General features: G+C 60.9%; 12 protein-coding genes. 11 read left to right on the top strand and 1 reads right to left on the bottom strand.

Annotated features, from left to right (window positions below; all coding sequences use genetic code 11):
• The first annotated feature begins 70 nt into the window (after window positions 1-70).
• The 5 genes from IEW18_RS03320 to IEW18_RS03300 all read left to right on the top strand — a co-directional run bounded on the left by IEW18_RS03320 (window position 71) and on the right by IEW18_RS03300 (window position 8,773).
• On the top strand, window positions 71-298 hold the full coding sequence (locus IEW18_RS03320; RefSeq protein WP_188556406.1) for a DUF2905 domain-containing protein: 228 nt from the start codon (window positions 71-73) through the stop codon (window positions 296-298).
• Window positions 299-686: 388 nt separating this feature from the next.
• Window positions 687-2,051 (top strand): di-heme oxidoreductase family protein, encoded by a 1,365-nt coding sequence (locus tag IEW18_RS03315; protein ID WP_188556405.1) that lies wholly within the window; start codon window positions 687-689, stop codon window positions 2,049-2,051.
• Between the two features lie 417 nt (window positions 2,052-2,468).
• On the top strand, window positions 2,469-4,808 hold the full coding sequence (locus IEW18_RS03310; RefSeq protein WP_188556404.1) for a glycosyl hydrolase family 28 protein: 2,340 nt from the start codon (window positions 2,469-2,471) through the stop codon (window positions 4,806-4,808).
• Window positions 4,809-5,041: 233 nt separating this feature from the next.
• Window positions 5,042-6,982 (top strand): glycoside hydrolase family 88/105 protein, encoded by a 1,941-nt coding sequence (locus tag IEW18_RS03305; RefSeq protein WP_229728576.1) that lies wholly within the window; start codon window positions 5,042-5,044, stop codon window positions 6,980-6,982.
• A gap of 171 nt (window positions 6,983-7,153) precedes the next feature.
• Entirely contained in the window at window positions 7,154-8,773 is a 1,620-nt protein-coding gene (locus IEW18_RS03300) for a glycoside hydrolase family 43 protein (RefSeq protein WP_188556403.1), read from the top strand.
• Window positions 8,774-8,987: 214 nt separating this feature from the next.
• On the opposite strand, the gene IEW18_RS03295 is transcribed toward IEW18_RS03300, so the two are convergent.
• Window positions 8,988-10,022 (bottom strand): LacI family DNA-binding transcriptional regulator, encoded by a 1,035-nt coding sequence (locus tag IEW18_RS03295; protein ID WP_188556402.1) that lies wholly within the window; start codon window positions 10,020-10,022, stop codon window positions 8,988-8,990.
• Window positions 10,023-10,331: 309 nt separating this feature from the next.
• Between IEW18_RS03295 and IEW18_RS03290 the strand changes: the two genes are divergently transcribed.
• The 6 genes from IEW18_RS03290 (at window position 10,332) to pelA (ending at window position 19,868) form a co-directional block, all read left to right on the top strand.
• Window positions 10,332-11,102, top strand: coding sequence for an SDR family oxidoreductase (locus IEW18_RS03290; RefSeq protein WP_188556401.1), 771 nt, complete (start codon window positions 10,332-10,334; stop codon window positions 11,100-11,102).
• 141 nt (window positions 11,103-11,243) lie between these two features.
• Entirely contained in the window at window positions 11,244-12,074 is an 831-nt protein-coding gene (gene kduI / locus IEW18_RS03285) for a 5-dehydro-4-deoxy-D-glucuronate isomerase (protein WP_188556400.1), read from the top strand.
• A gap of 42 nt (window positions 12,075-12,116) precedes the next feature.
• Window positions 12,117-15,371, top strand: a complete 3,255-nt coding sequence (locus IEW18_RS03280) for a SusC/RagA family TonB-linked outer membrane protein (protein WP_188556399.1) — start codon at window positions 12,117-12,119, stop codon at window positions 15,369-15,371.
• A 33-nt stretch (window positions 15,372-15,404) separates the two neighbouring features.
• Window positions 15,405-17,255, top strand: coding sequence for a RagB/SusD family nutrient uptake outer membrane protein (locus tag IEW18_RS03275; protein WP_188556398.1), 1,851 nt, complete (start codon window positions 15,405-15,407; stop codon window positions 17,253-17,255).
• A gap of 85 nt (window positions 17,256-17,340) precedes the next feature.
• Window positions 17,341-17,682 carry a cupin domain-containing protein gene (locus tag IEW18_RS03270; RefSeq protein WP_188556397.1) on the top strand — a complete coding sequence of 114 codons (342 nt, stop codon included), beginning with the start codon at window positions 17,341-17,343 and terminating at the stop codon, window positions 17,680-17,682.
• Window positions 17,683-17,705: 23 nt separating this feature from the next.
• Entirely contained in the window at window positions 17,706-19,868 is a 2,163-nt protein-coding gene (gene pelA, locus IEW18_RS21610; protein WP_229728575.1) for a pectate lyase, read from the top strand.
• The last annotated feature ends 11 nt before the right edge of the window (window positions 19,869-19,879 follow it).

Here is a 19,879-nt window from a genome sequence, read left to right as displayed (position 1 = left end):
AGCTTGTACTCCAGCTACGTACTGCCCAGCGCTGGTATTCCGTTGAACACCCCTATGACGTTCCCGTCCGATGACTCCCCAACTTGGTAAAACCATCGTCCTCCTCGGCCTTATTACCGTAGCCCTGGGCGTGTTTCTGTGGCTGGGTGGGGGTAGTCTGCTGAACTGGTTTGGCCGGCTGCCCGGCGACATTCGCATTGAGCGGCCAGGCTTTCGGTTCTACGCGCCCATCGCCTCGATGTTGCTGTTGAGCGTGTTGCTAAGCGCCGTGCTGTGGCTAGTGCGGCGGTTGCAGTAGACAACACGGGAGCCTTGATACGCCATGGCCGTTTCGTGGCATGTGTGAAAACACAGCTAGACACAACAGGATATAGGACTATAAATTCCAATTCTGAGAACAGGAGCCGAGCTCATAGTACCATCCCATATCCACACGTTTCCAAATACGAGATTGTTTATTAATTAAAATCAATTTTTATCAGGTAAAGTTATAGAAAATAAAAATCGTATTACCTGATATATAATAATATCAAAGTAGAATTATACTGTATATTGCTGCTGTTTTTGTCCCATTTTAGAACAGTTATATGATAAAACCCTTTACCTCTTGGAAGTGGATGAGTTGTGTGGTAGGATTTACAGTGTTAGCCTCTTGCGAAAAACCTGAGCTTGAAGGCCCTGATGCTTTGCAGGTTACAACATCGGCCAATTCAGAGGACGGTGGCGACCAACTTGACGTGGATTGGGCCCGGGTGTTTACCACCTTTACTACGGCCGGAGGCGCCACTACAGTAAACAACTTCAGTAGTTTGAGCATGATTCAGCCCGCCCCCAACTTGGGTGGCGCCGACCTAACAGCTCACCTGAACGGGAAGGTAGTGTTTCAGCGTACGTTTGAGTTAGGCGAGGTAGCCCCCTTGTGGAACAACGTGCGGTGCGAAAGCTGCCACTTGGGCGGGGCCCGTGCCGGCCTGCCCCGGGTGAATGCTACTACCGGCGAACTGGCCCCGCAACTGCTGTTTCGCGTGAGTCTGCCCGGCACCGGCCCTCACGGGGAGCCCAAGCCCGTGCCTGGGTTCGGGGACCAGATTCAACCGCTGATGGTGGTAGAAGGGGTTGACGCTCAAGACGACGTGCGGGGCGCCAGCGCCGAAGGCAATGTACTGGTGCGCTATACTGAGGAGCCCAGCAGAAAGTTTAAGGATGGCACCACCGTCAGCTTGCGCCGGCCCACCTACACGTTCGTGAAAACCACGCAAGACCTGCCCATCGGCACCATGATTTCGCCCCGCACCGGCTCTCAGGTGACGGGTCTGGGTTTGCTGGAAGCAGTACCGGAGGAGACCATTCTTGGGTTTGCCCGTAACAACACAAACAACGGCGTATCGGGACGGCCCAACCGTGTGTGGGACGCCGAGCAGGGCAGAACCCGCCTCGGGCGCTTCGGTTGGAAAGCCAACCAGCCCAGCCTGCGTCAGCAGAATGCTGGGGCTGCCAACGGCGACATGGGCCTGACCTCCCCGGTGTTCCCCATTGAGCCCGGCGAAAACGTTGCCTCTGGGCAACTCAACTTGAGCGAGCAGCAGCTGCAGGACTTGACCGTATTCACCCAGACGCTGGGGGTGCCGGCTATTCGTAACAACACCAACGCCCAGGCGCAGCTTGGGGCCGTTATGTTCGTGAAGGCCGAATGCGGCAGCTGCCACGTGCCCCGCATGAAAACGGGCACGCTGCCCGGTCGTCCGGAGGTATCAAACCAGGTAATTGCACCCTTCACCGACCTGCTGCTGCACGACATGGGCCCCGGCCTGGCTGACAACCGCCCCGACTTCTTGGCTTCGGGCCGTGAGTGGCGCACGGCTCCGCTCTGGGGCCTGGGCCTGCAGCAAACCGTGAACGGCCACACCAACCTGCTGCACGATGGGCGCGCCCGCAACGTAGTGGAAGCCATTATGTGGCACGGCGGGGAAGGCGAAAACTCCCGCAAAATCGTGACGGAAATGAGCAAAGAAGAGCGGGATGCCCTGGTAGCCTTCCTGGGCTCCATCTAAGTAACCCGCAGAACTTCCACGGCAGCGCAAATTGCCTGGCTGCCTAGGAATCTGTAGCGTTAGAATTTCAACTGTAAAGAGTGCGTGCTTCGGCCGCACTCTTTTTTTGTGGGCGGGCGGGAAGTGCAATTTGGCTACCCATTCCAATAAGCCAAACCAGAAGGCACGTAAGGCAAATATGGTAGTAGCAAGGGCCGTTTACCTGTAGCAATTAGTACCACTGCAGGCATTGGGAACGTTCCCGATAACGATTGCGCAAAAATTGCGGGGCCGGGGTGCAGGGTAGGCCAACTATTCCGCTAACCTTAACACGTATTCAGCACTCACTCACCCGCGCCGGGTCACGGAAAACTCCTTTTCCCGGGTGCAGCCTGAGCCAGCGTGTCTGGTTTCTGAATTCCTTCCCACCTGCTCTGTATGAAACAATTTGCCGTTCTGCTCCTGGCCGTTGCGCTGCTGGCTTTCCGCCCGGCCGCCGATGACCGCAAGACCACCATCTTTCTGGTCGGCGACTCCACTATGTCGGACAAGCCCCTGGATAAGGCCGAGCGCGGCTGGGGCATGTATTTCCGGCAGTATTTTGATGCGGGCGTGGCCATTCAGAACCACGCCATGAATGGGCGCAGCACCCGCAACTTCCGCCACGAGGGCCGCTGGGCCAAGGTGCTGGAGCAAGTAAAGCCCGGCGACTGGGTGTTCATTCAGTTCGGCCACAACGACAGTAAGCAGGAAGACACGGCCCGCTACGCCGCCCCCCAAACCGCCTACCGCCAAAACCTGACCCGCTACGTGCAGGAAGCCCGCGCCAAGGGCGCCAACCCCGTGCTGCTCACGCCCGTCGGCCGCCGCTACTTCGATGCGCAAGGCAAGCGCAAGGACGACCACGGCGACTACCCCGGCGTGGTAAAAGAGGTAGCCAAAACCCAAAAAGTACCCCTGATTGACCTGCACGAAACCAGCTGGGCCCTGTACTCCCAGCTTGGCGACGCCGGCAGCAAGCCCCTGTTCTGGAGCTACCAGAACGGGGCCAACAACACCAAGCTTGACAACACCCACTTCTCGGCCTACGGGGCCGAGCGGGTGGCGCAGCTGGTAGCCCAGGATGTGAAAAAGCTGAATCTGGGCTTGGCCTCGCATCTGCAGCCCCTGGCATTTACCGGCAAGTACCAGTTTGACTTGCCCGTGGTGCTCCAGCCTACTTTCAACAAGGATACCTTCAACATCACGAAGTACGGCGCCGTAGCTGATGGCCAAACCCTGAACACCGAAGCTTTCCGCAAAGCCATTGAGGCTTGCAGCCAGCAGGGTGGGATAGTGCTGGTGCCGCGTGGGTTGTGGCTCACGGGCCCCATTCAGCTGAAAAGCAACGTGAACCTGCACGTAGCCAAAGGGGCCCTGGTGCAGTTCAGCAACAAGCTCTCCGACTACCAGCTTATTAAAACGAACTGGGAAGGTGAGGACGCCGTGCGCAACCAGTCGCCCATTTCGGGCTACGACCTGGAAAACATTGCCATTACCGGCGAGGGCACCTTCGATGGGGCCGGCGACGCGTGGCGCATGGTGAAAAAGGAAAAGCTCAACGCTGGTCAGTGGCAGCGCTTGGTGAAGTCGGGTGGGGTAGTGGATGAGAAGGGCACGACCTGGTACCCCTCGGCCAGCTCCCTGAAAGGCTCCACGCTCACCAAGCCCTGGACCATTCCGGCCGGCCAGCAGCCCGACTACAGCAAATACCAGGAGTTCAAGGATTTCCTGCGGCCCAACATGCTCAGCCTGCAGCGCTGCAAGCAGATTCTGCTCGAAGGCTTCACCATTCAGAACTCCCCGGCCTGGACCATTCACCCCTTGCTCTGCGACAACATCACCCTGCGCAACGTGACGGCCCGCAACCCCTGGTACGGCCAGAATACGGATGCCCTGGACCTGGAATCGTGCCGCAATGGGCTGGTGGAAGGCTGCACCTTCGACGTGGGCGACGACGGCATCTGCATTAAGTCGGGCCGCGACGAGGAAGGCCGCCGGCGCGGCGTGCCTACCGAAAACTTTATCATTCGCGACACGAAAGTGTACCACGCCCACGGCGGCTTCGTGATTGGCTCGGAAATGTCGGGTGGGGCGCGCAACATTTACGTGAACAACTGCACCTTCATGGGTACCGACGTGGGCCTGCGTTTCAAAACCGCCCGGGGCCGCGGTGGGGTAGTGGAGAACATCTTCGTGGATGGCGTGGACATGACCGACATTGCCGGCGAGGCCATTCTGTTCGATATGTACTACGCCGCCAAAGACCCCGTGCAGGTAAACGGCGACGCCTACGGTATCCCGGAAATCAAGGCCGAGCCTTTGGGTGAGGGCACCCCGCAGTTCCGCGGCTTTCGCATCAAGAACGTGACTTGCAAGGGCGCTAACACGGGTATTTTGGTGCGCGGTCTGCCGGAAATGTCAATCAAAGACGTGGACATCGAAAATACGGTGCTGGAGTGCACCAAGGGCCTCGTGTGCCAGGAAGCCGACGGCATCCGTCTCAAAAACGTGACCCTGCTTTCCAAGCAAACCAACCCTGTACTGGAGGTGCAGAACAGCCGCAACATCAGCCTCGACAACATCCGCTACACGCCTGGCTCCGATTTGCTGCTGCGCGTGACGGGTGCCCGCAGCAAAGCCGTCGTGTTGCGCAACACCGACACGAAAGCCGCCAAAAAAGGCCTGGAAACGGGGGATAAGGTAGCCAAGAAGGTGGTGACGGTGTCGAAACTGTAGAATGCTTCGTTGGGAAGGGTGCCTCACCCCCCGGCCCCCTCTCCGAAAAAGGAGAGGGGGAGCCTTTACCGAAGCTGTTAGCTAGTAGCTATCAGCTTCTTTTCAGAACCGGAGCTAACAGCTACTAGCCATCAGCTAAATCGTCAGGCTCCCCCTGGAGAGGGGGCCGGGGGGTGAGGCGCCCGCCAGAACGAAGCATTTATTAAAAACTCCCAACGCGCTATTCCTTGCCCATGCTCTCCCGCCGCTTTTTCCTTTCCGGTCTGCTGCTCGCTTCCCTATCAACCCAGGCCCAAACTACGCCCGCCGCGCCGGCAAGGCCGATGTCGCAGCGCATGGCGGACGCCTTTATCAGCTGGCACCCCGATTCCATTGTTATCGGTAACCGCAAAACGGCCCGCTGGGACTACGAGCAGGGGCTGATGCTGAAGGCCCTGGAGCGGGTGTGGCAGCGCACCGGCGACGCCCGCTACTTCACCTACATCCAGAAAGACCTCGACCAGTTTGTGCGCCCCGATGGCAGCATCCGGACCTACAAGCTGGAGGACTATAACCTCGACAACCTGACCACCGGCCACGTTCTGCTCACGCTCAGTCAGCTGTCGGTGCCCCAGGCCGAGAAGTACCAGAAGGCGGCGCAACTGCTTCGGAAACAGCTGGAAGGGCAGCCGCGGACTAAAGCGGGCGGCTTCTGGCACAAGAAAGTCTACCCCAACCAGATGTGGCTGGATGGCCTCTACATGGCCGAGCCCTTCTACGCCGAGTACAGCAAGGCCTTCCACCAGCCGGCGGGTTTCGATGATATAGCCCAGCAGTTTGCCCTCATCGAGAAAAACCTAGTAGACCCCAAAACCGGCTTGCTCTACCACGGCTACGACGAGAGCCGGGAGCAGCAGTGGGCCAACAAGCAAACGGGTCAGTCGCCGAACTTCTGGGACCGGGGCATGGGCTGGTACGCCATGGCCCTGGTGGACGTGCTCGACTACTTCCCCCAGGACCACCCCCAGCGCCCGCAGCTCATCAAAAACGTGCAGCGCCTGGCCCCGGTGCTGGCCAAATATCAGGACCCGAAAACCGGCACCTGGGCCCTGGTAGTAGACCAAGCCGCGCGCAAGGGCAACTACCAAGAGGCCTCAGGAAGCAGCATGTTTGTGTACTTCCTGCAGAAGGGCGTGCGCCTGGGCTACCTCGATAAAAAGTACGCCGACGTGGCCCGCAAAGGCTACGAGGGCCTGCTCAAGCAGTTTGTAGCCACGGAAGCCAATAACGCGCTGGCCTTCACCGGCACCGTAAGCGTAGGCGGCTTGGGCGGCAAGCCCTACCGCGACGGAAGCTACGAGTACTACCTCTCCGAGCCTCTGCGCAAAAACGATTTGAAGGGAGTAGGGCCGTTTATTCTGGCCAGTCTGGAAATGGAAGTTGCCGCCGAAAGCAGCCTGGGCAAGGGCAAAACGGTGGCCGTCGACAACTACTTCAACCATGAGCTGCGCAAGAATGCCCTGAGCGGCCAGCAGGAAACCTGGCACTATACCTGGGACGAGCGCACCCACGGCGGCTTCTACTTCTGGGGCCAGCAATTCCGCGACCTGGGCGCCAAAACCGCTACGGTTACCACCGCGCCTACGGCTACCTCCCTCAAGGGCGTTGCCGTCTACATCATCGTGGACCCCGACACCAAAAAGGAAACGCCCCGGCCCAACTTCGTGCAGCCCGCCGACGTGCAGGCCCTGACCAAGTGGGTGCAGGATGGTGGCACACTGGTGCTCATGGCCAACGACACTAGCAACTGCGAAATTCCGCGCTTCAACACCCTGGCCCAGGCCTTTGGTATTCAGTTTAAAAGCCAGAACCTGAACATGGTGAAGGGCACTCAGTTTGAGCAGGGGAGGGTAGGGCTGCCGGCTGGTACTGCCGTATTCAAGAATGCCCGCGCCGCCTACATCAAGGAGCTGGCCCCGCTGGAAGTAAAAGCCCCGGCTCAGCCCCTCATCAGCCAAGGCGGCAGCGTTATCATGGCCACGGCCAAGGTAGGCAAGGGGACGGTCTTCGCCGTGGGTGACCCGTGGCTGTACAACGAGTACGTGGACGGCCGCAAGATTCCGGCCGAGTACCAGAACTTTCAGGCAGCCAAGGACCTGGCCACCTGGCTGCTGCAACAGGCCGGTCGCAAGTAACGCTGAGCTCCGGCAACCGGCTCTGGTGAGTGGAGCAGTTGGCGGGGCGCGCTGCTTCGTGTCATTCCGACGCAGGAGGAATCTGAGTCAAGATTAGATAACTAACCCAGATTCCTCCTGCGTCGGAATGACAGGTCTGCCTGCTTTTTCGCTACCCCGTCCTTGCTGCCTATGCGCCGACTTCTTTCCCTGCTGCTTGTTCTGTTGCCGCTGGGCTCCTGGGCTCAGTCTTCCCTGTCGGAAGTGTGGGTGCCGGACCTGGGCAACGGTACGTACAAAAACCCGGTCCTTTACGCCGACTACTCTGACCCGGATGTGGTGCGGGTGGGGCCCGATTACTATCTGACTTCCTCCAGTTTTAACGCCGCGCCGGGCCTGCAAATCCTGCATTCCCGCGACCTGGTGAACTGGACCATCATCGGCGCAGCCTTCACCCAGCAGCTCCCCCCAGCCCGCTACGACCTGCCCCAGCACGGCAACGGCGTGTGGGCCCCGGCCATTCGCTACCACCGCCAGGAATTCTACCTCTACTACCCCGACCCCGACCTCGGCCTATTCGTCACGAAGGCCAAGCATCCGGCCGGGCCCTGGAGCACGCCCGTGTGCATCAAAGAAGCCAAGGGCTGGATTGACCCCTGTCCGCTCTGGGACGAGGACGGGCAGGCCTACCTCGTGCACGGTTTTGCGGGCTCCCGGGCGGGCTTTAAAAGCGTGCTGGCCGTGAGTCGTATGAGTTCCGATGGCCTCCGTTTGCTCGGGGATGAGGTCCTGGTGTTCGATGGGCACGACAAGCACCCGACCATCGAAGGCCCGAAGTTCTACAAGCGCCACGGCTATTACTACATCTTCGCGCCCGGCGGTGGGGTAGCTACCGGCTGGCAAGTGGTGTTGCGCGCCAAAACCGTGTTTGGACCTTACGAGGACCGAATTGTGCTAGCCCAAGGCAAAACCAACATCAACGGCCCCCACCAGGGCGCCTGGGTTGATACGCCCGATGGCAAGCAGGACTGGTTTCTGCACTTTCAGGACCAGGGCGCCTACGGCCGGGTGGTACACCTGCAGCCCATGACCTGGCAAAACGACTGGCCCATCATGGGGGAGGACCCCGACGGGGACGGCACCGGCCAGCCCGTGCTTACCTACCGCAAGCCCGCCGTGAAAGGCGGCCCGCAGCCCTTGGCCACGCCCGCTACCTCCGATGAGTTCAGCCGTAATACGTTGGGCTTGCAGTGGCAGTGGCACGCCAACCCCCAGCTGGGCTGGCACCTGCTCAATGGCAGCGCGGGCTTTCTGCGTCTGTATTCGGTGCCGCTGCCGGAAGGCTACCAGAACCTGTGGCAAGTCCCCAACCTGCTGCTGCAAAAGCTGCCCGCCGAGAAATTTACCGTTACCACCAAACTTACCTTTACCCCGCGCTTCGAGGGCGAAAAAGTGGGCCTCGTGATGATGGGGCTCGATTACGCCGCCCTCACGCTCACCAGCAAAGCCGGCCAGGTGCACCTAACCCAAGTAGTCTGCCAAAACGCCGACAAGCTCACCCCCGAAACCACCACGGCCCCCGTTACCGTGCCGGGCAAGCAGCCCCTGTACTTGCGCGTAGCCGTGCAGGAAGGCGCTAAGTGCCAGTTCAGCTACAGCCTTGATGGTCAGCAATTTCAGCCCCTGGGCGCCGAGTTTACTGCTCGGGAAGGCAAGTGGATCGGGGCTAAAGTAGGCCTATTCTGCACCCGCGCCGGCAAAACCAACGACGCCGGCAGCGTCGATGTAGACTGGTTCCGAGTGAGTGAGTGAGTGAGTGAGTGAGGAGTGCGGCGAAGCCATGCTTCCTTCACAAAGTGCTACCCCTCTGAAAAGTGACAAGCCCTTGACGTTCGGGTTGGCGTCAAGGGCTTGTCATTTTAGTAAGCTTTGGGAGAATGAAATGAGAGGAAGGATGACTTCGTCGTGCCTTCTCGCCATGCCAACTTACTCACTCACTCACTCACTCACTCACTCACTCACTCACTCACAATTTCACCATCTCACTATTTGTCATCGTGGAACTGCGTACGATTAGTTCGGTGGGGATTTTGACGGTTTCGATGGGGAGGGCGCGGTGCTTGCGCTCAATCTGGTCGATGAGGCGCTCGGCGGCTAGCTGCCCGATTTCCTGGGCCGGCTGCACTACCGTGCTCAGGGGCGGGGCCAGCAGGTCGGCCACGTTGAGGTTGGTGAAGCCAATCAGGGACACGTCCTCGGGAATGTGCAGGTTACGCTGGCGCAGGGCCTGCAGGCAGCCCACGGCCAGGCGGTCGGAGGCGGTGAAAAACGCGTCGGGTGGGGAAGGTAGGCGCATTAGGTCGTCTACCATGGGGCCTACCTCGTCGGGGCCGAAGCTACCGTAGCGCATCAGACTTTCGTCGAACTCCAAGCCGTACTTTTCCAGCGCGGCGCGGTAGCCGGCCAGGCGCTCCTGGGTGATGCTCAGCCAGGGCTGAATGGTAAGGTGGGCAATCCGCTTGCGGCCACTCTGAATCAGGTGCTCCGTAGCGGCAAAGGCCCCACCGAAGTTGTCGGCTACCACCTTGGTCACGTGCAGCTCGGCCGAAACCCGGTCGAACAACACCAGGGGCACGTTCTTGTCCAGCACTTCCTGCAAGTGCGCTACGTCGGCCGTTTCGCTGGAAAGCGACATCAGCAGTCCGTCTACTTTCCGGGACATGGCCTGCTGCACGTTGGCTAGTTCCCGCTCGTAGGATTCCTGGCTCTGGAAGATAATAACGTGGTAGCCCCGGTTGTAGGCAATGGCCTCGATGCCGTTGATGGCCTGGGAGAAAAAGTAGTTGGCAATCTGGGGCAGAATCACGCCAATGGCCCGGCTGGCGCTACCCTTCAGGCTCAGGGCAATGGGGTTGGGGCGGTAATTGAGGCGCTCGGCGCACTCCATCACCAGCCGCTTGGTTTCGGGGTTGATTTCGTAGCTCCCCCGCAGCGCCCGGGATACCGTGGAAGTGGAGATGCCTAGCTCGCGGGCAATGTCTTTGATGGTAAACGTTTCCACAGGTAGGAGCGGTAGGAAAGTGGGAGTAGGAGAGTGGGTACTTACTTTTATCCTAAAACCGAAGCTGTTACGGAAGGGATGCGCGAAGGCTGGTAAGGAAAACTTCAGGCTCAAAATCGAGGTGGCAGGGCGGCTTCAGCCGCCCCAGACGATGGATGGCAACGTTCCCGACATCGTTTGCGCAAATTATTAAGACGAGATTCTTCCTTTTCGGAAAGGCATCTTCTAATCTTAATCAGGCCGCCGGCCAGCCGGCTGTTCCAAAAGTACACCGGATTTCTTCGAAAAGTTTACAATCATCTCCTCTATATGTCGGCTCCCACTTCGTTCGATTTGTCTGGTAAGGTAGCGCTGGTAACGGGCTGCAACAAAGGCATCGGGCAGGCCATGGCCCTGGGATTAGCCGAGGCTGGCGCCGACATCATTGGGGTATCGGCCTCGCTGGCCCGCAGCGGCAGCCAGACCGAGCAGCAGGTGCGGGCCCTGGGCCGGCAGTTCCACGCTTACCAGGCCGACTTCAGCCAGCGCGAGCAGGTTGACGCCTTCCTGGCCCAGGTGCAGGAGGACTTCCCGCGCATCGACATTCTGATCAACAACGCCGGCACCATTCAGCGCGCCCCCGCCGCCGAGCACGCCGATGCGCTCTGGGACAACGTGCTGGCTATCAACCTCGACGCGCCTTTCCGCCTGGCCCGGGCCCTGGGCGGCCGGATGCTGGCGCAGGGCGGCGGCAAAATCATCTTCACGGCCTCGCTGCTCACCTTTCAGGGCGGCATCAACGTGCCGGGCTACGCGGCCAGCAAGGGCGCCATCGGCTCCTTGGTAAAAGCCCTGGCCAACGAGTGGGCCGGCCGCGGCGTGAACGTGAATGCCATTGCCCCGGGCTACATCGCCACCGACAACACCCAGGCCCTGCGCCAGGACCCCGACCGCTCCCAGAGCATTCTGGGTCGCATTCCGGCCGGGCGCTGGGGCACCCCCGACGACTTCAAAGGCCCCACCGTTTTCTTGGCCTCCCCCGCCGCTGACTACATCCACGGCACCATCCTCACCGTCGATGGCGGCTGGATGGGACGGTAGCGGTGAAATAGTGAACTGGTGAGGTGGTGAGTTTGCCGTTTCAGCCGCGCAATCTGCGCAAACGATGCCGACCAAACGGCAAACTCACCACCTCACCATCTCACAACTTCACTCAATTACTCATTTACTCATTCACTGAAGATGCGCCAGTACTACGCCATCGGGCCCCGCGAAACAGCGGCCATGACCACCGCCGAGCTGCGCGAGAACTTCCTGCTGGAAAGCCTGTTCGTGCCCGGCGAAATACAGCTGGTATATACCCATTATGACCGCATGCTGGTGGGCGGCGCTACGCCTACCACCGAGGCCCTGACGCTACCCTGCCCTGATACGCTAAAGGCCGAATTTTTCTTGCAGCGCCGGGAGCTGGGCGTGCTCAATACCGGCGCCGCCGGCACCGTGACAGTGGACGGCACCACCTACGAGCTGGGCCGCCAGGATTGCCTGTACGTGGGTAAAGACGCCCGCGAGGTATCCTTCATGAGCCAGGATGCTAATCAGCCCGCCAAGTTCTACCTGCTCTCTACCCCGGCTCACGCTACCTACCCCACTACTCGCATGACCCAGGCCGAGGCCACGCCGGTTACCCTGGGCGCCCTGGAAACGGCCAATCAGCGCACGATTTACAAGTACATCTACGCCGAGGGCATCCAAAGCTGTCAGCTGGTAATGGGCCTCACGCAGCTGCACGCCGGCAGCGTCTGGAACACCATGCCCGCCCACACCCACGACCGGCGCATGGAAGCCTACCTCTACTTCGATTTGCCCGAGGGCCAGCGCGTGCTGCACCTCATGGGGCGGCCCCAGGAAACCCGCCACCTGTGGGTGAGCGAGGGGCAGGCCATTCTTTCCCCGCCCTGGTCCATTCACTCGGGCTGCGGCACGGCTGGCTACACCTTCATCTGGGGCATGGGCGGCGAAAACCAGGAATACACCGACATGGACCCCGCGCCTATTGCGGATTTGCGCTGATTGACGCGCTCTACTTCCCACATAATTCCCCCACTCTACGTCATGAAAAGAAATCTACTGTTGCTGACTCCGCTCCTGCTGGCGGTGGCGGCACCGGCCTGGGCGCAGCAGCAGCGCGTACAGGGCGTCGTTAAGTCGGAAAAGGGCGAGGCCCTGCCGGGTGTAACGGTCGTCGTGAAGGGTACCAGTGCCGGGGCCTCTACCGACGGGGAAGGCCGCTTCAGCCTGAACGTGCCGGCTAACGCCACCCTGCGCTTCAGCTACATCGGCTTTCTGCCCTTCGAGGTGGCCGTGGGCAGCCGCACCGAGGTAAGCGTGACCTTGAAAGAGGACAGCCAGACCCTGGATGACGTAGTAGTAATCGGCTACCAGTCGGTGCAGCGCCGCGACGTTACGGGTTCTGTATCATCGGTTAGTGCCCAGCAAATCAAGGATATACCCGTTAACTCCGCCGCCGAGGCTCTCACGGGTCGACTGGCGGGCGTGCAGCTCACTTCCTCGGAAGGTACGCCCGGCAACCTCGATGTGCGGGTACGGGTGCGGGGCGGCGGCTCCATCACCCAGGACAACTCCCCGCTCTACGTGGTGGACGGCATCCAGATTGAAAATGCCCTGGCCGTTATTGCCCCCCAGGACATTGCGTCGGTTGACGTGCTGAAGGACGCTTCCGCTACGGCTATTTACGGGGCCCGCGGCGCCAACGGGGTAGTAATTATCACCACCAAAAAAGGCATCGAAGGCAAAACCGTTATCAGCTACAACGGCTTTGCCGGCTTCCGCCGCATCAGCAAAAAGCTGGACGTGCTGGGCCCGGCCGACTACCTCGATTACCAGTTTGAACGCTCCCAGCAGGTAGGCGCTACCGGCAGCGGCAGCCTGGAAACCTACCGTCGCCTGTTTGGTAGCTCCAACTACCTCAGCGACACCCTGACGCGGGCCCGCAACTCGCCCTTCCTGGACTGGCAGGACGAAGCCTTCGGGCGCGACGCTTTCCAGCAAACCCACAACCTCTCGGTTTCGGGTGGGGTGAAGGGGACTACCTACGCCCTGAGCCTGACTCGCAACGACGAAGACGGGATTCAGCGCGGCTCGGGCTTTGTGCGCAACCTGGTGAACTTTCGCTTTGACACCAAGCCCACCGACAAGCTGCGCATCGGCATGAACATGCGCTTCAACGACCAGGAGGTGAACGGGGCCGGCACTTCTACCACCGGCTCGAACACCACTTCCCGCCTGCGCAACGCCGTTCAGTACCTGCCGCTGTCGGTGCCCCGTAGCACGGGCGTCCTGCTCGACCCCAACGCCTTCGACCCGGACTTCTTCACGACGTCTTCGCTGGTGAACCCCATCGTGGCCATCGACAGCGAGTTCCGCAACGACCAGCGCCGCACCTTCAACGTGGGCGCCAATGCCGACCTGACCCTGGCCAAAGGGCTGGTGTTCCGGACCACGGCGGGTTTTGACATTACCAATGCCGACCTGAGCACGTTCAACGGGCGCAACTCGCCTACCCTGCGCCAGCCGGCCGGGGGCTACAACGAGTTGCCCTTCGCTACCATTACCACCACCAACCAGTCGACGATCAACAACTCGAACGTGCTGGATTACAGCTTCACCAACGGCAAGCACGCGGTGGGCTTACTGGTGGGTGAAGAAGTGTACCAGCAGCGCAACAAGCTGCAGTACATCCAAACCAACTACCTGCCCCTGGACATTACCGCCGAGCGGGCCTGGGCCAACATCAACCAGGGCGTGCTGCCCACCGGCGTCACGGCCCAGCCCGTGCTGCCCCGCACCGATATTCCGCAGAACTTTCGCCTGCTCTCGGGCTTTGGTCGCCTCACCTACTCCTTCGACGATAAGTACCTGTTTACGGGCACGTTCCGGGCCGACGGCTCCTCTAAATTCCGGGAAGGCAACCGCTGGGGCTTCTTCCCCGGTGCTTCGGCCGCGTGGCGGATTTCCAAGGAAGATTTCTTTACCGGAGTACCGGCCGTATCGGACCTGAAGCTGCGCCTGAGCTACGGGCAGGCCGGCAACAACCGCATCGGCGACTTCCTCTATGACCAGCTGTTTTCGGCCGGCAGTGCTCCGTACTTCCTCAACCACGCCCAGGTGCTGGGCGCCACGGCTACCACGCTTTCCAACGATAAGCTAAAGTGGGAGGTAACCACTTCCCGCGACCTGGGCGTTGACCTAGCCTTGTGGGATAACCGGGTGCAGTTCACCGGCGACGTGTACTACAACACGACCACCGACCTGCTTATTAACGTGCCCATTCCGCCCTTCCTGGGTTACACCAGCCAGCTCCAGAACGTAGGCAAAACCTCGAACAAGGGCATTGAGCTGCAGCTGACGGGTGCCATCTTCAACAAGCCCAACTTCACCTGGACGGCCACGGCCAACGCCTCCCTGAACCGGGGCCGCATTGAAAGCCTGGGCGGCGACCTGCGCGAAATTACCCCCATCAACTCGGGCTGGGCGGGCTCCAACTTTGCCTCCGCCGCCGACTTCAAGGCCCAGGTAGGGCGCCCGGTGGGCGAGATGTACGGCTACGTGACCGACGGTTTCTACACCGCCGACGACTTCGTGAGCTTCAATACGGCTACCAACCTCTGGGTACCCAAGCAGGGCCTGTTGCCCTCGGGCACGGCGGTAGGGCAGGTCGCGCAGCCCGGCGTCATCAAGCTGAAGGACCTGAACAACGATGGGGTCATCAACGACCTGGACCAGACCGTTATCGGCAACGCCAACCCCAAGGTAACGGGTGGCCTAAACCAGCAGTTTACTTATAAGAACTTCGATGCCAGCATCTTCCTGAACTTCGTGCTGGGCAACGATGTGTACAATGCCAACAAGATTGAGTTCACCTCGAACACGCCCAACACGGTGTACAGCAACGTGCTGGGTATCATGGAGGACCGCTACCGCACCATCAACGCCGAGGGCAGCCGGATTACCGACCTCACTACCCTGCGCGAGGTAAACCGGAATGCCACCATCTGGACGCCGACCCAGCGCTACTTCCTGCACTCCTGGGCAGTAGAAAGCGGCTCCTTCCTGCGCGTGAACAACATTACGGTAGGTTACTCCCTGCCCAAACCCCTGATTCAGCGCGTGAAGCTGACCCAGGCCCGCTTCTACGTGACCCTGAACAACGTGTACACCTTCACCAAGTACACCGGCTACGACCCCGAGGTGAACACCCGCCGCTCCTCGCCGCTCACGCCCGGCGTTGACTACGCCGCGTATCCGCGCAGCCGCGCCTTCCTGTTCGGCGTGAACTTGGCCCTGTAATCTTCCCACCCACTGCTTTCCCTCATTTTGCATATGAAATCCATCTTCCCCTTCCGGACCGCCGTGGCTGCCGTGGCGCTGGCCGGAACCGCCGGGCTGGTATCCTCCTGCAAAGATTTTCTGGACGTAGAGCCCGTGGCGCTCAACACCACCTCCTACGTGTTCAGCACGGTGGCGGGCGCAACCACGGCCGTGATTGGGGCCTACGACCCGCTCTCGGGCGACAATGGCTACGGGCAGCGCATCAGCCTGTACTACTCCGTCGATACCGACGAGATGATTGGCTCGCCGGGGGCCCCCGACGGGCAGCGCCGTAGCATTGCCCGCTACCGAGCCCTGGCTACCAACACCGAAATCACCAACCCCTGGAACCAGCTCTACCAGGGCGTGGAGCGCGCCAACATCTGCATTCAGCAGATTCCGCAGATGACGCTGTACACCAGCGGCCCGGCCGCCGATACGGCCGCCCTGCACCGCCTGCACGGCGAGGCCCTGACCCTGCGCGCGCAGTATTACTTTGAGCTGATCCGCAACTGGGGCGACGTGCCGGCGCAGTTCACGCCCTCGGTATCGGGCCAGAACTTCAACCTGCCCAACGCCGACCGCAACGAAACCCTCACCCGCCTGATTGCCGACCTGGCCCAGGCCCAGAAGCTGGTGCCCTGGCGCTCGGCCGCCGGCACGGCCAACGAGCGCATTACCAAGGGCGCCGTGAAGGCCCTGCGCGCCCGCCTGGCCCTGTACCGCGGGGGCTACGCGCCGAAAGGCAACCAGATGGTGCGCCCCACCGACTACCTCGACTACTACCGCATTGCCCGCCAGGAATGCGCCGAGCTGATGGCTAAGCCCACGGAGCATCGCCTGAACCCGAGCTTCCTGGAGGTGTTCAAGAGCATCAACGAGCAGCGCGCCGAGGCCGCTAACGAAATCATGTTCCAGGTAGGGGCGGGTGGTTCTAACGCCGTGTCTGACAGTAAGTTGGGTTACTACAATGGCCCCCGCCTGCAGAACGCCTCCAGTGCTCAAGGCACTAGCCAGGGTGCTATGGTTATTGCGCCGACTTACTTCTACGCCTTCGACTCGACGGATACCCGCTTGCCGGTAACCATTGCCCCCTACGGCATGGCCAGCAACAGCACCTTCTTCTCGGGCGTGGCCCTGAACGTAGTGGCCGACGGCAAGTTCCGCCGCGACTGGCACGTGCCGCTCGTGACGGGCTCCTCTAACTACCTGGGCTACAACTGGCCCCTGATTCGCTTCTCGGACGTGGTATTGATGTTTGCCGAGGCCGAAAACGAGCTGAACGGCCCCACCCAGGCCGCCAAAGACGCCCTGCTGCAAGTGCGCACCCGCGCCTTCGGTACAGCCGCCAGGGCCATGGCGGGCCTGAACCTGGGCTCCAAGGAAGCCTTGTTCAACGCCATTGTCAATGAGCGTTACCTCGAGTTCGGGGGCGAAGGCATCCGCAAGTACGATTTGATTCGCTGGAATCTGTTTGCTACCCGTATGAATGAAGTGAAGGCCGACATCGAGAAGCTGGCCAAAGCCCAAGCTCCGTACCAGAACGTGCCCCAGTACATGTACTTCCGCACGCCGGCCGCCGGCCCCGTGCAATGGACCCGCTCGTTCTACCGCCCTTCGCCCGCCAACACCACGGCCCCCACTGGCACCGTGCGCGTGAACTGGCGCCAGGCCATTGATGCCGCTTACCTAGCTAATCTGCGGCCCGCCGGTACTTCCTACACCCTGGGTACTACCACGGCCTCCAGCACCGGTGCTGGTTTAGCGGCCGAGTACGTGCCCGGCCAAGGCAAGGAGCTGCTCCCGATTCCGCAGAGCACCCTGGCCTCTGACCCCGCGCTGGTTCAAAACTTCGGCTACTAGTAGGTGAAAGCATGACGGTGCCCAGTTGCATGACTGGCACTTTGCACACCTCGCTTCCTACTTCGCTACTCCACTTGCTTCCCTCATGACTACTTCCGCCCAAACTGCTTTTCCGGCCACTGAAACCCTGCCCTGGCTTACGGTAGGCCAAGGTATGCAGCGCCAGATTCTGGCCTACGGGCCGGAGCTGATGCTGGTGAAAGTAGCCTTTGAAACCGGCGGAGTCGGGGCGCGCCACCACCACGTGCACTCCCAGATTACCTACGTGGAAAGCGGCGTGTTCCGGTGCACAGTAGGGGAGCAGGAGCAGGTGCTGCAAGCCGGCGACACCTTCTACGCCGCCCCCGACGTGTGGCACGGCGTGGAGTGCCTGGAAGCGGGCGTGCTGCTCGATTCGTTCAGCCCCATGCGGGAAGACTTTGTGTAAACGCGGCGGCTGACGCTTTGCTTATGAAACGACTACTGACCATACTGTTCCTGCTGGCGGGGGTTGGGGAAATGGGAATCTTATCGGCCCAGGCCCAGCAGGTAACGGTGTCGGCGGATGGTTCGGGCCAGTTCCGGACCATCCAAGCCGCCCTTAACAGCCTGCCCAACGAGGCGACCAAGCCGCGCACGGTGTACATTAAGAATGGCACCTACCGCGAAAAAGTCTTGCTCGACGGCAAGCAGAACATCATCCTCAAGGGCCAGAGCGAAAAGGGCGTCGTCCTGACTGCAACTCAGGCCCGCGACGCCTGGCGCTGCGACCCGGTAGCCGGCCAGGACGACTGGGGTGTGGCGACACTGAACCTGCGCAACTCCCCCGACATCACCTTGGAAAACCTCACGGTCATCAACAGCTACGGGTTTGATGCCCCGGGCGAGGTAGTAATTGACTGCCTCACGGAGCCCAGCGGCAAGAAAACCATCAGCAAAACCGGCCACCAAATGGCTCTGCGCACCATGCCCGGCACCACGCGCCTCGTGGTGAAGCACTGCACCTTCCGTGCCCTGGGCGGCGACACCGTCAGCCCCTGGGACGTGGATGCGGGCCTGTACTATTTCAAGGACTGCACCCTGGAAGGCGGGGTAGATTTCTACTGCCCCCGGGGCTGGGCCTACGCCGAAAACTGCCGCTTCATTTGCCACAACACCTCGGCCGCCATCTGGCACGACGGCTCCAGCGACGAAGACTCGAAAACGGTGCTCAAAAACTGCGTTTTCGAGGGCGACGCCGGCTTTAAGCTGGGCCGCTTCCACCGCGAAGCCCAGTTCTACCTGGTGAACTGCACCTTCGGCGAGAACATGGCCGATGCCGACATCTACTGGGCCCAGTCGGGGCCCGGGGCCAAGCAGTGGGGCCGCCGCGTGTACTACCAGGGCTGCCACCGCAGAGGGGGCGACTACGCCTGGTTTAGCAACAATTTGGGCTCCGCCAAAAACGCCCCCAAGCCTCGCCAGATCAACGCCGACTGGACTTTTGACGGCCGCTGGTACCCGAAGTCGGGCCGGCCAGCCACGGTGCCGCTAAAGCCCTCCAACCTTGGCGGGCCGGATAAATATTCGACGGTGCCCAAGTCGGCAGATGCCACAGCCACGGCTTCGGTGGGCGGTGCTACCCCCGTTGCCGCCGTTAAGGTTGATTCGGTGGCGGAACGGATGCTGATTTATCAGCGCACGGTGGGTGGGTGGCCCAAGATGGTGAACAACATCAAGGTGAAATACGACCACCCGATGACGGTGGCCGAGGAAGCTGCCACCCGCGACGACGCTGGCCGCAACGACGCCACCATCGACAACGAGGCTACCACCCGCGAGATTCGCTACCTCGCTAAAGCCTTCAAAGCCACCGGCAACGCAACGTACAAAGCCGCCGCCGAGAAGGGTATTCGCTACCTGCTCCGGATGCAGCAGCGCACCGGCGGCTTCCCGCAGTACTACCCCGATTCCAGCAGCTACCGCCACTACATCACCTACAACGACAACGCCATGGTGCGGGCCTTGCAGGTGCTCCGCGACGTGAGCCGCCGCACCAACGGCCTGGAGGTAGTGGATGCCAGTATGGTTGAACCGGCCACCCAGGCTGTGACCCGCGGCCTTGACTGCATCCTGAAAACCCAGTACGTGCAGCGCGGCAAGCTCACGGCCTGGTGCGCCCAGCATGATGAGAAAACCTTTCAACCCGTAAAAGCCCGCGCCTTTGAGCTGCCCTCCCTGAGTGGCATGGAAACCGTGTCCATCGTGCAGTTTCTGATGGACACCGAAAACCCTACCCCCGCCATCAAGAAAAGCGTGGAAGCGGCCGTGGCCTGGCTTGATGCCGTGAAAATCACGGGCTACACCGTCAAGGACCAGCCCGACCCCAAACAGCCCAAGGGCTTTGATCGGGTGATTCTGCCCGAAGCTGGCTCCACCATCTGGGCCCGCTTCTACGACCTGCAAACCAACCAGCCCATCTACGTCGGCCGCGACTCCAAGCCCCGGCCGAAGCTCTCCGACATCGAGTACGAGCGCCGCACCGGCTATGCCTACGCCGGCGTGTGGCCCGCCAAGCTGCTCAGCCGCGACTACCCCCGCTGGCAGCAAAAATGGAATAGCACCGCCCCGTCCACCCCGGGGAGCAAACAATAAAACGGTTTTAC

The organism is Hymenobacter glacieicola, assembly GCF_014640315.1.
GTDB lineage: Bacteria > Bacteroidota > Bacteroidia > Cytophagales > Hymenobacteraceae > Hymenobacter > Hymenobacter glacieicola.
Note: the sequence above shows the minus strand (reverse complement) of the source record. Positions and strands in the feature narration are given on the sequence as shown.

What these genes read in the sequence shown, in the direction of transcription:
- IEW18_RS03290 (WP_188556401.1), top strand. Translation starts at nt 10,332, where the DNA reads ATGTCGGCTCCCACTTCGTTCGATTTGTCTGGTAAGGTAGCGCTGGTA.
- pelA (WP_229728575.1), top strand. Translation starts at nt 17,706, where the DNA reads ATGAAACGACTACTGACCATACTGTTCCTGCTGGCGGGGGTTGGGGAA.
- IEW18_RS03305 (WP_229728576.1), top strand. Translation starts at nt 5,042, where the DNA reads ATGCTCTCCCGCCGCTTTTTCCTTTCCGGTCTGCTGCTCGCTTCCCTA.
- IEW18_RS03320 (WP_188556406.1), top strand. Translation starts at nt 71, where the DNA reads ATGACTCCCCAACTTGGTAAAACCATCGTCCTCCTCGGCCTTATTACC.
- kduI (WP_188556400.1), top strand. Translation starts at nt 11,244, where the DNA reads ATGCGCCAGTACTACGCCATCGGGCCCCGCGAAACAGCGGCCATGACC.
- IEW18_RS03270 (WP_188556397.1), top strand. Translation starts at nt 17,341, where the DNA reads ATGACTACTTCCGCCCAAACTGCTTTTCCGGCCACTGAAACCCTGCCC.
- IEW18_RS03310 (WP_188556404.1), top strand. Translation starts at nt 2,469, where the DNA reads ATGAAACAATTTGCCGTTCTGCTCCTGGCCGTTGCGCTGCTGGCTTTC.
- IEW18_RS03280 (WP_188556399.1), top strand. Translation starts at nt 12,117, where the DNA reads ATGAAAAGAAATCTACTGTTGCTGACTCCGCTCCTGCTGGCGGTGGCG.
- IEW18_RS03300 (WP_188556403.1), top strand. Translation starts at nt 7,154, where the DNA reads ATGCGCCGACTTCTTTCCCTGCTGCTTGTTCTGTTGCCGCTGGGCTCC.
- IEW18_RS03275 (WP_188556398.1), top strand. Translation starts at nt 15,405, where the DNA reads ATGAAATCCATCTTCCCCTTCCGGACCGCCGTGGCTGCCGTGGCGCTG.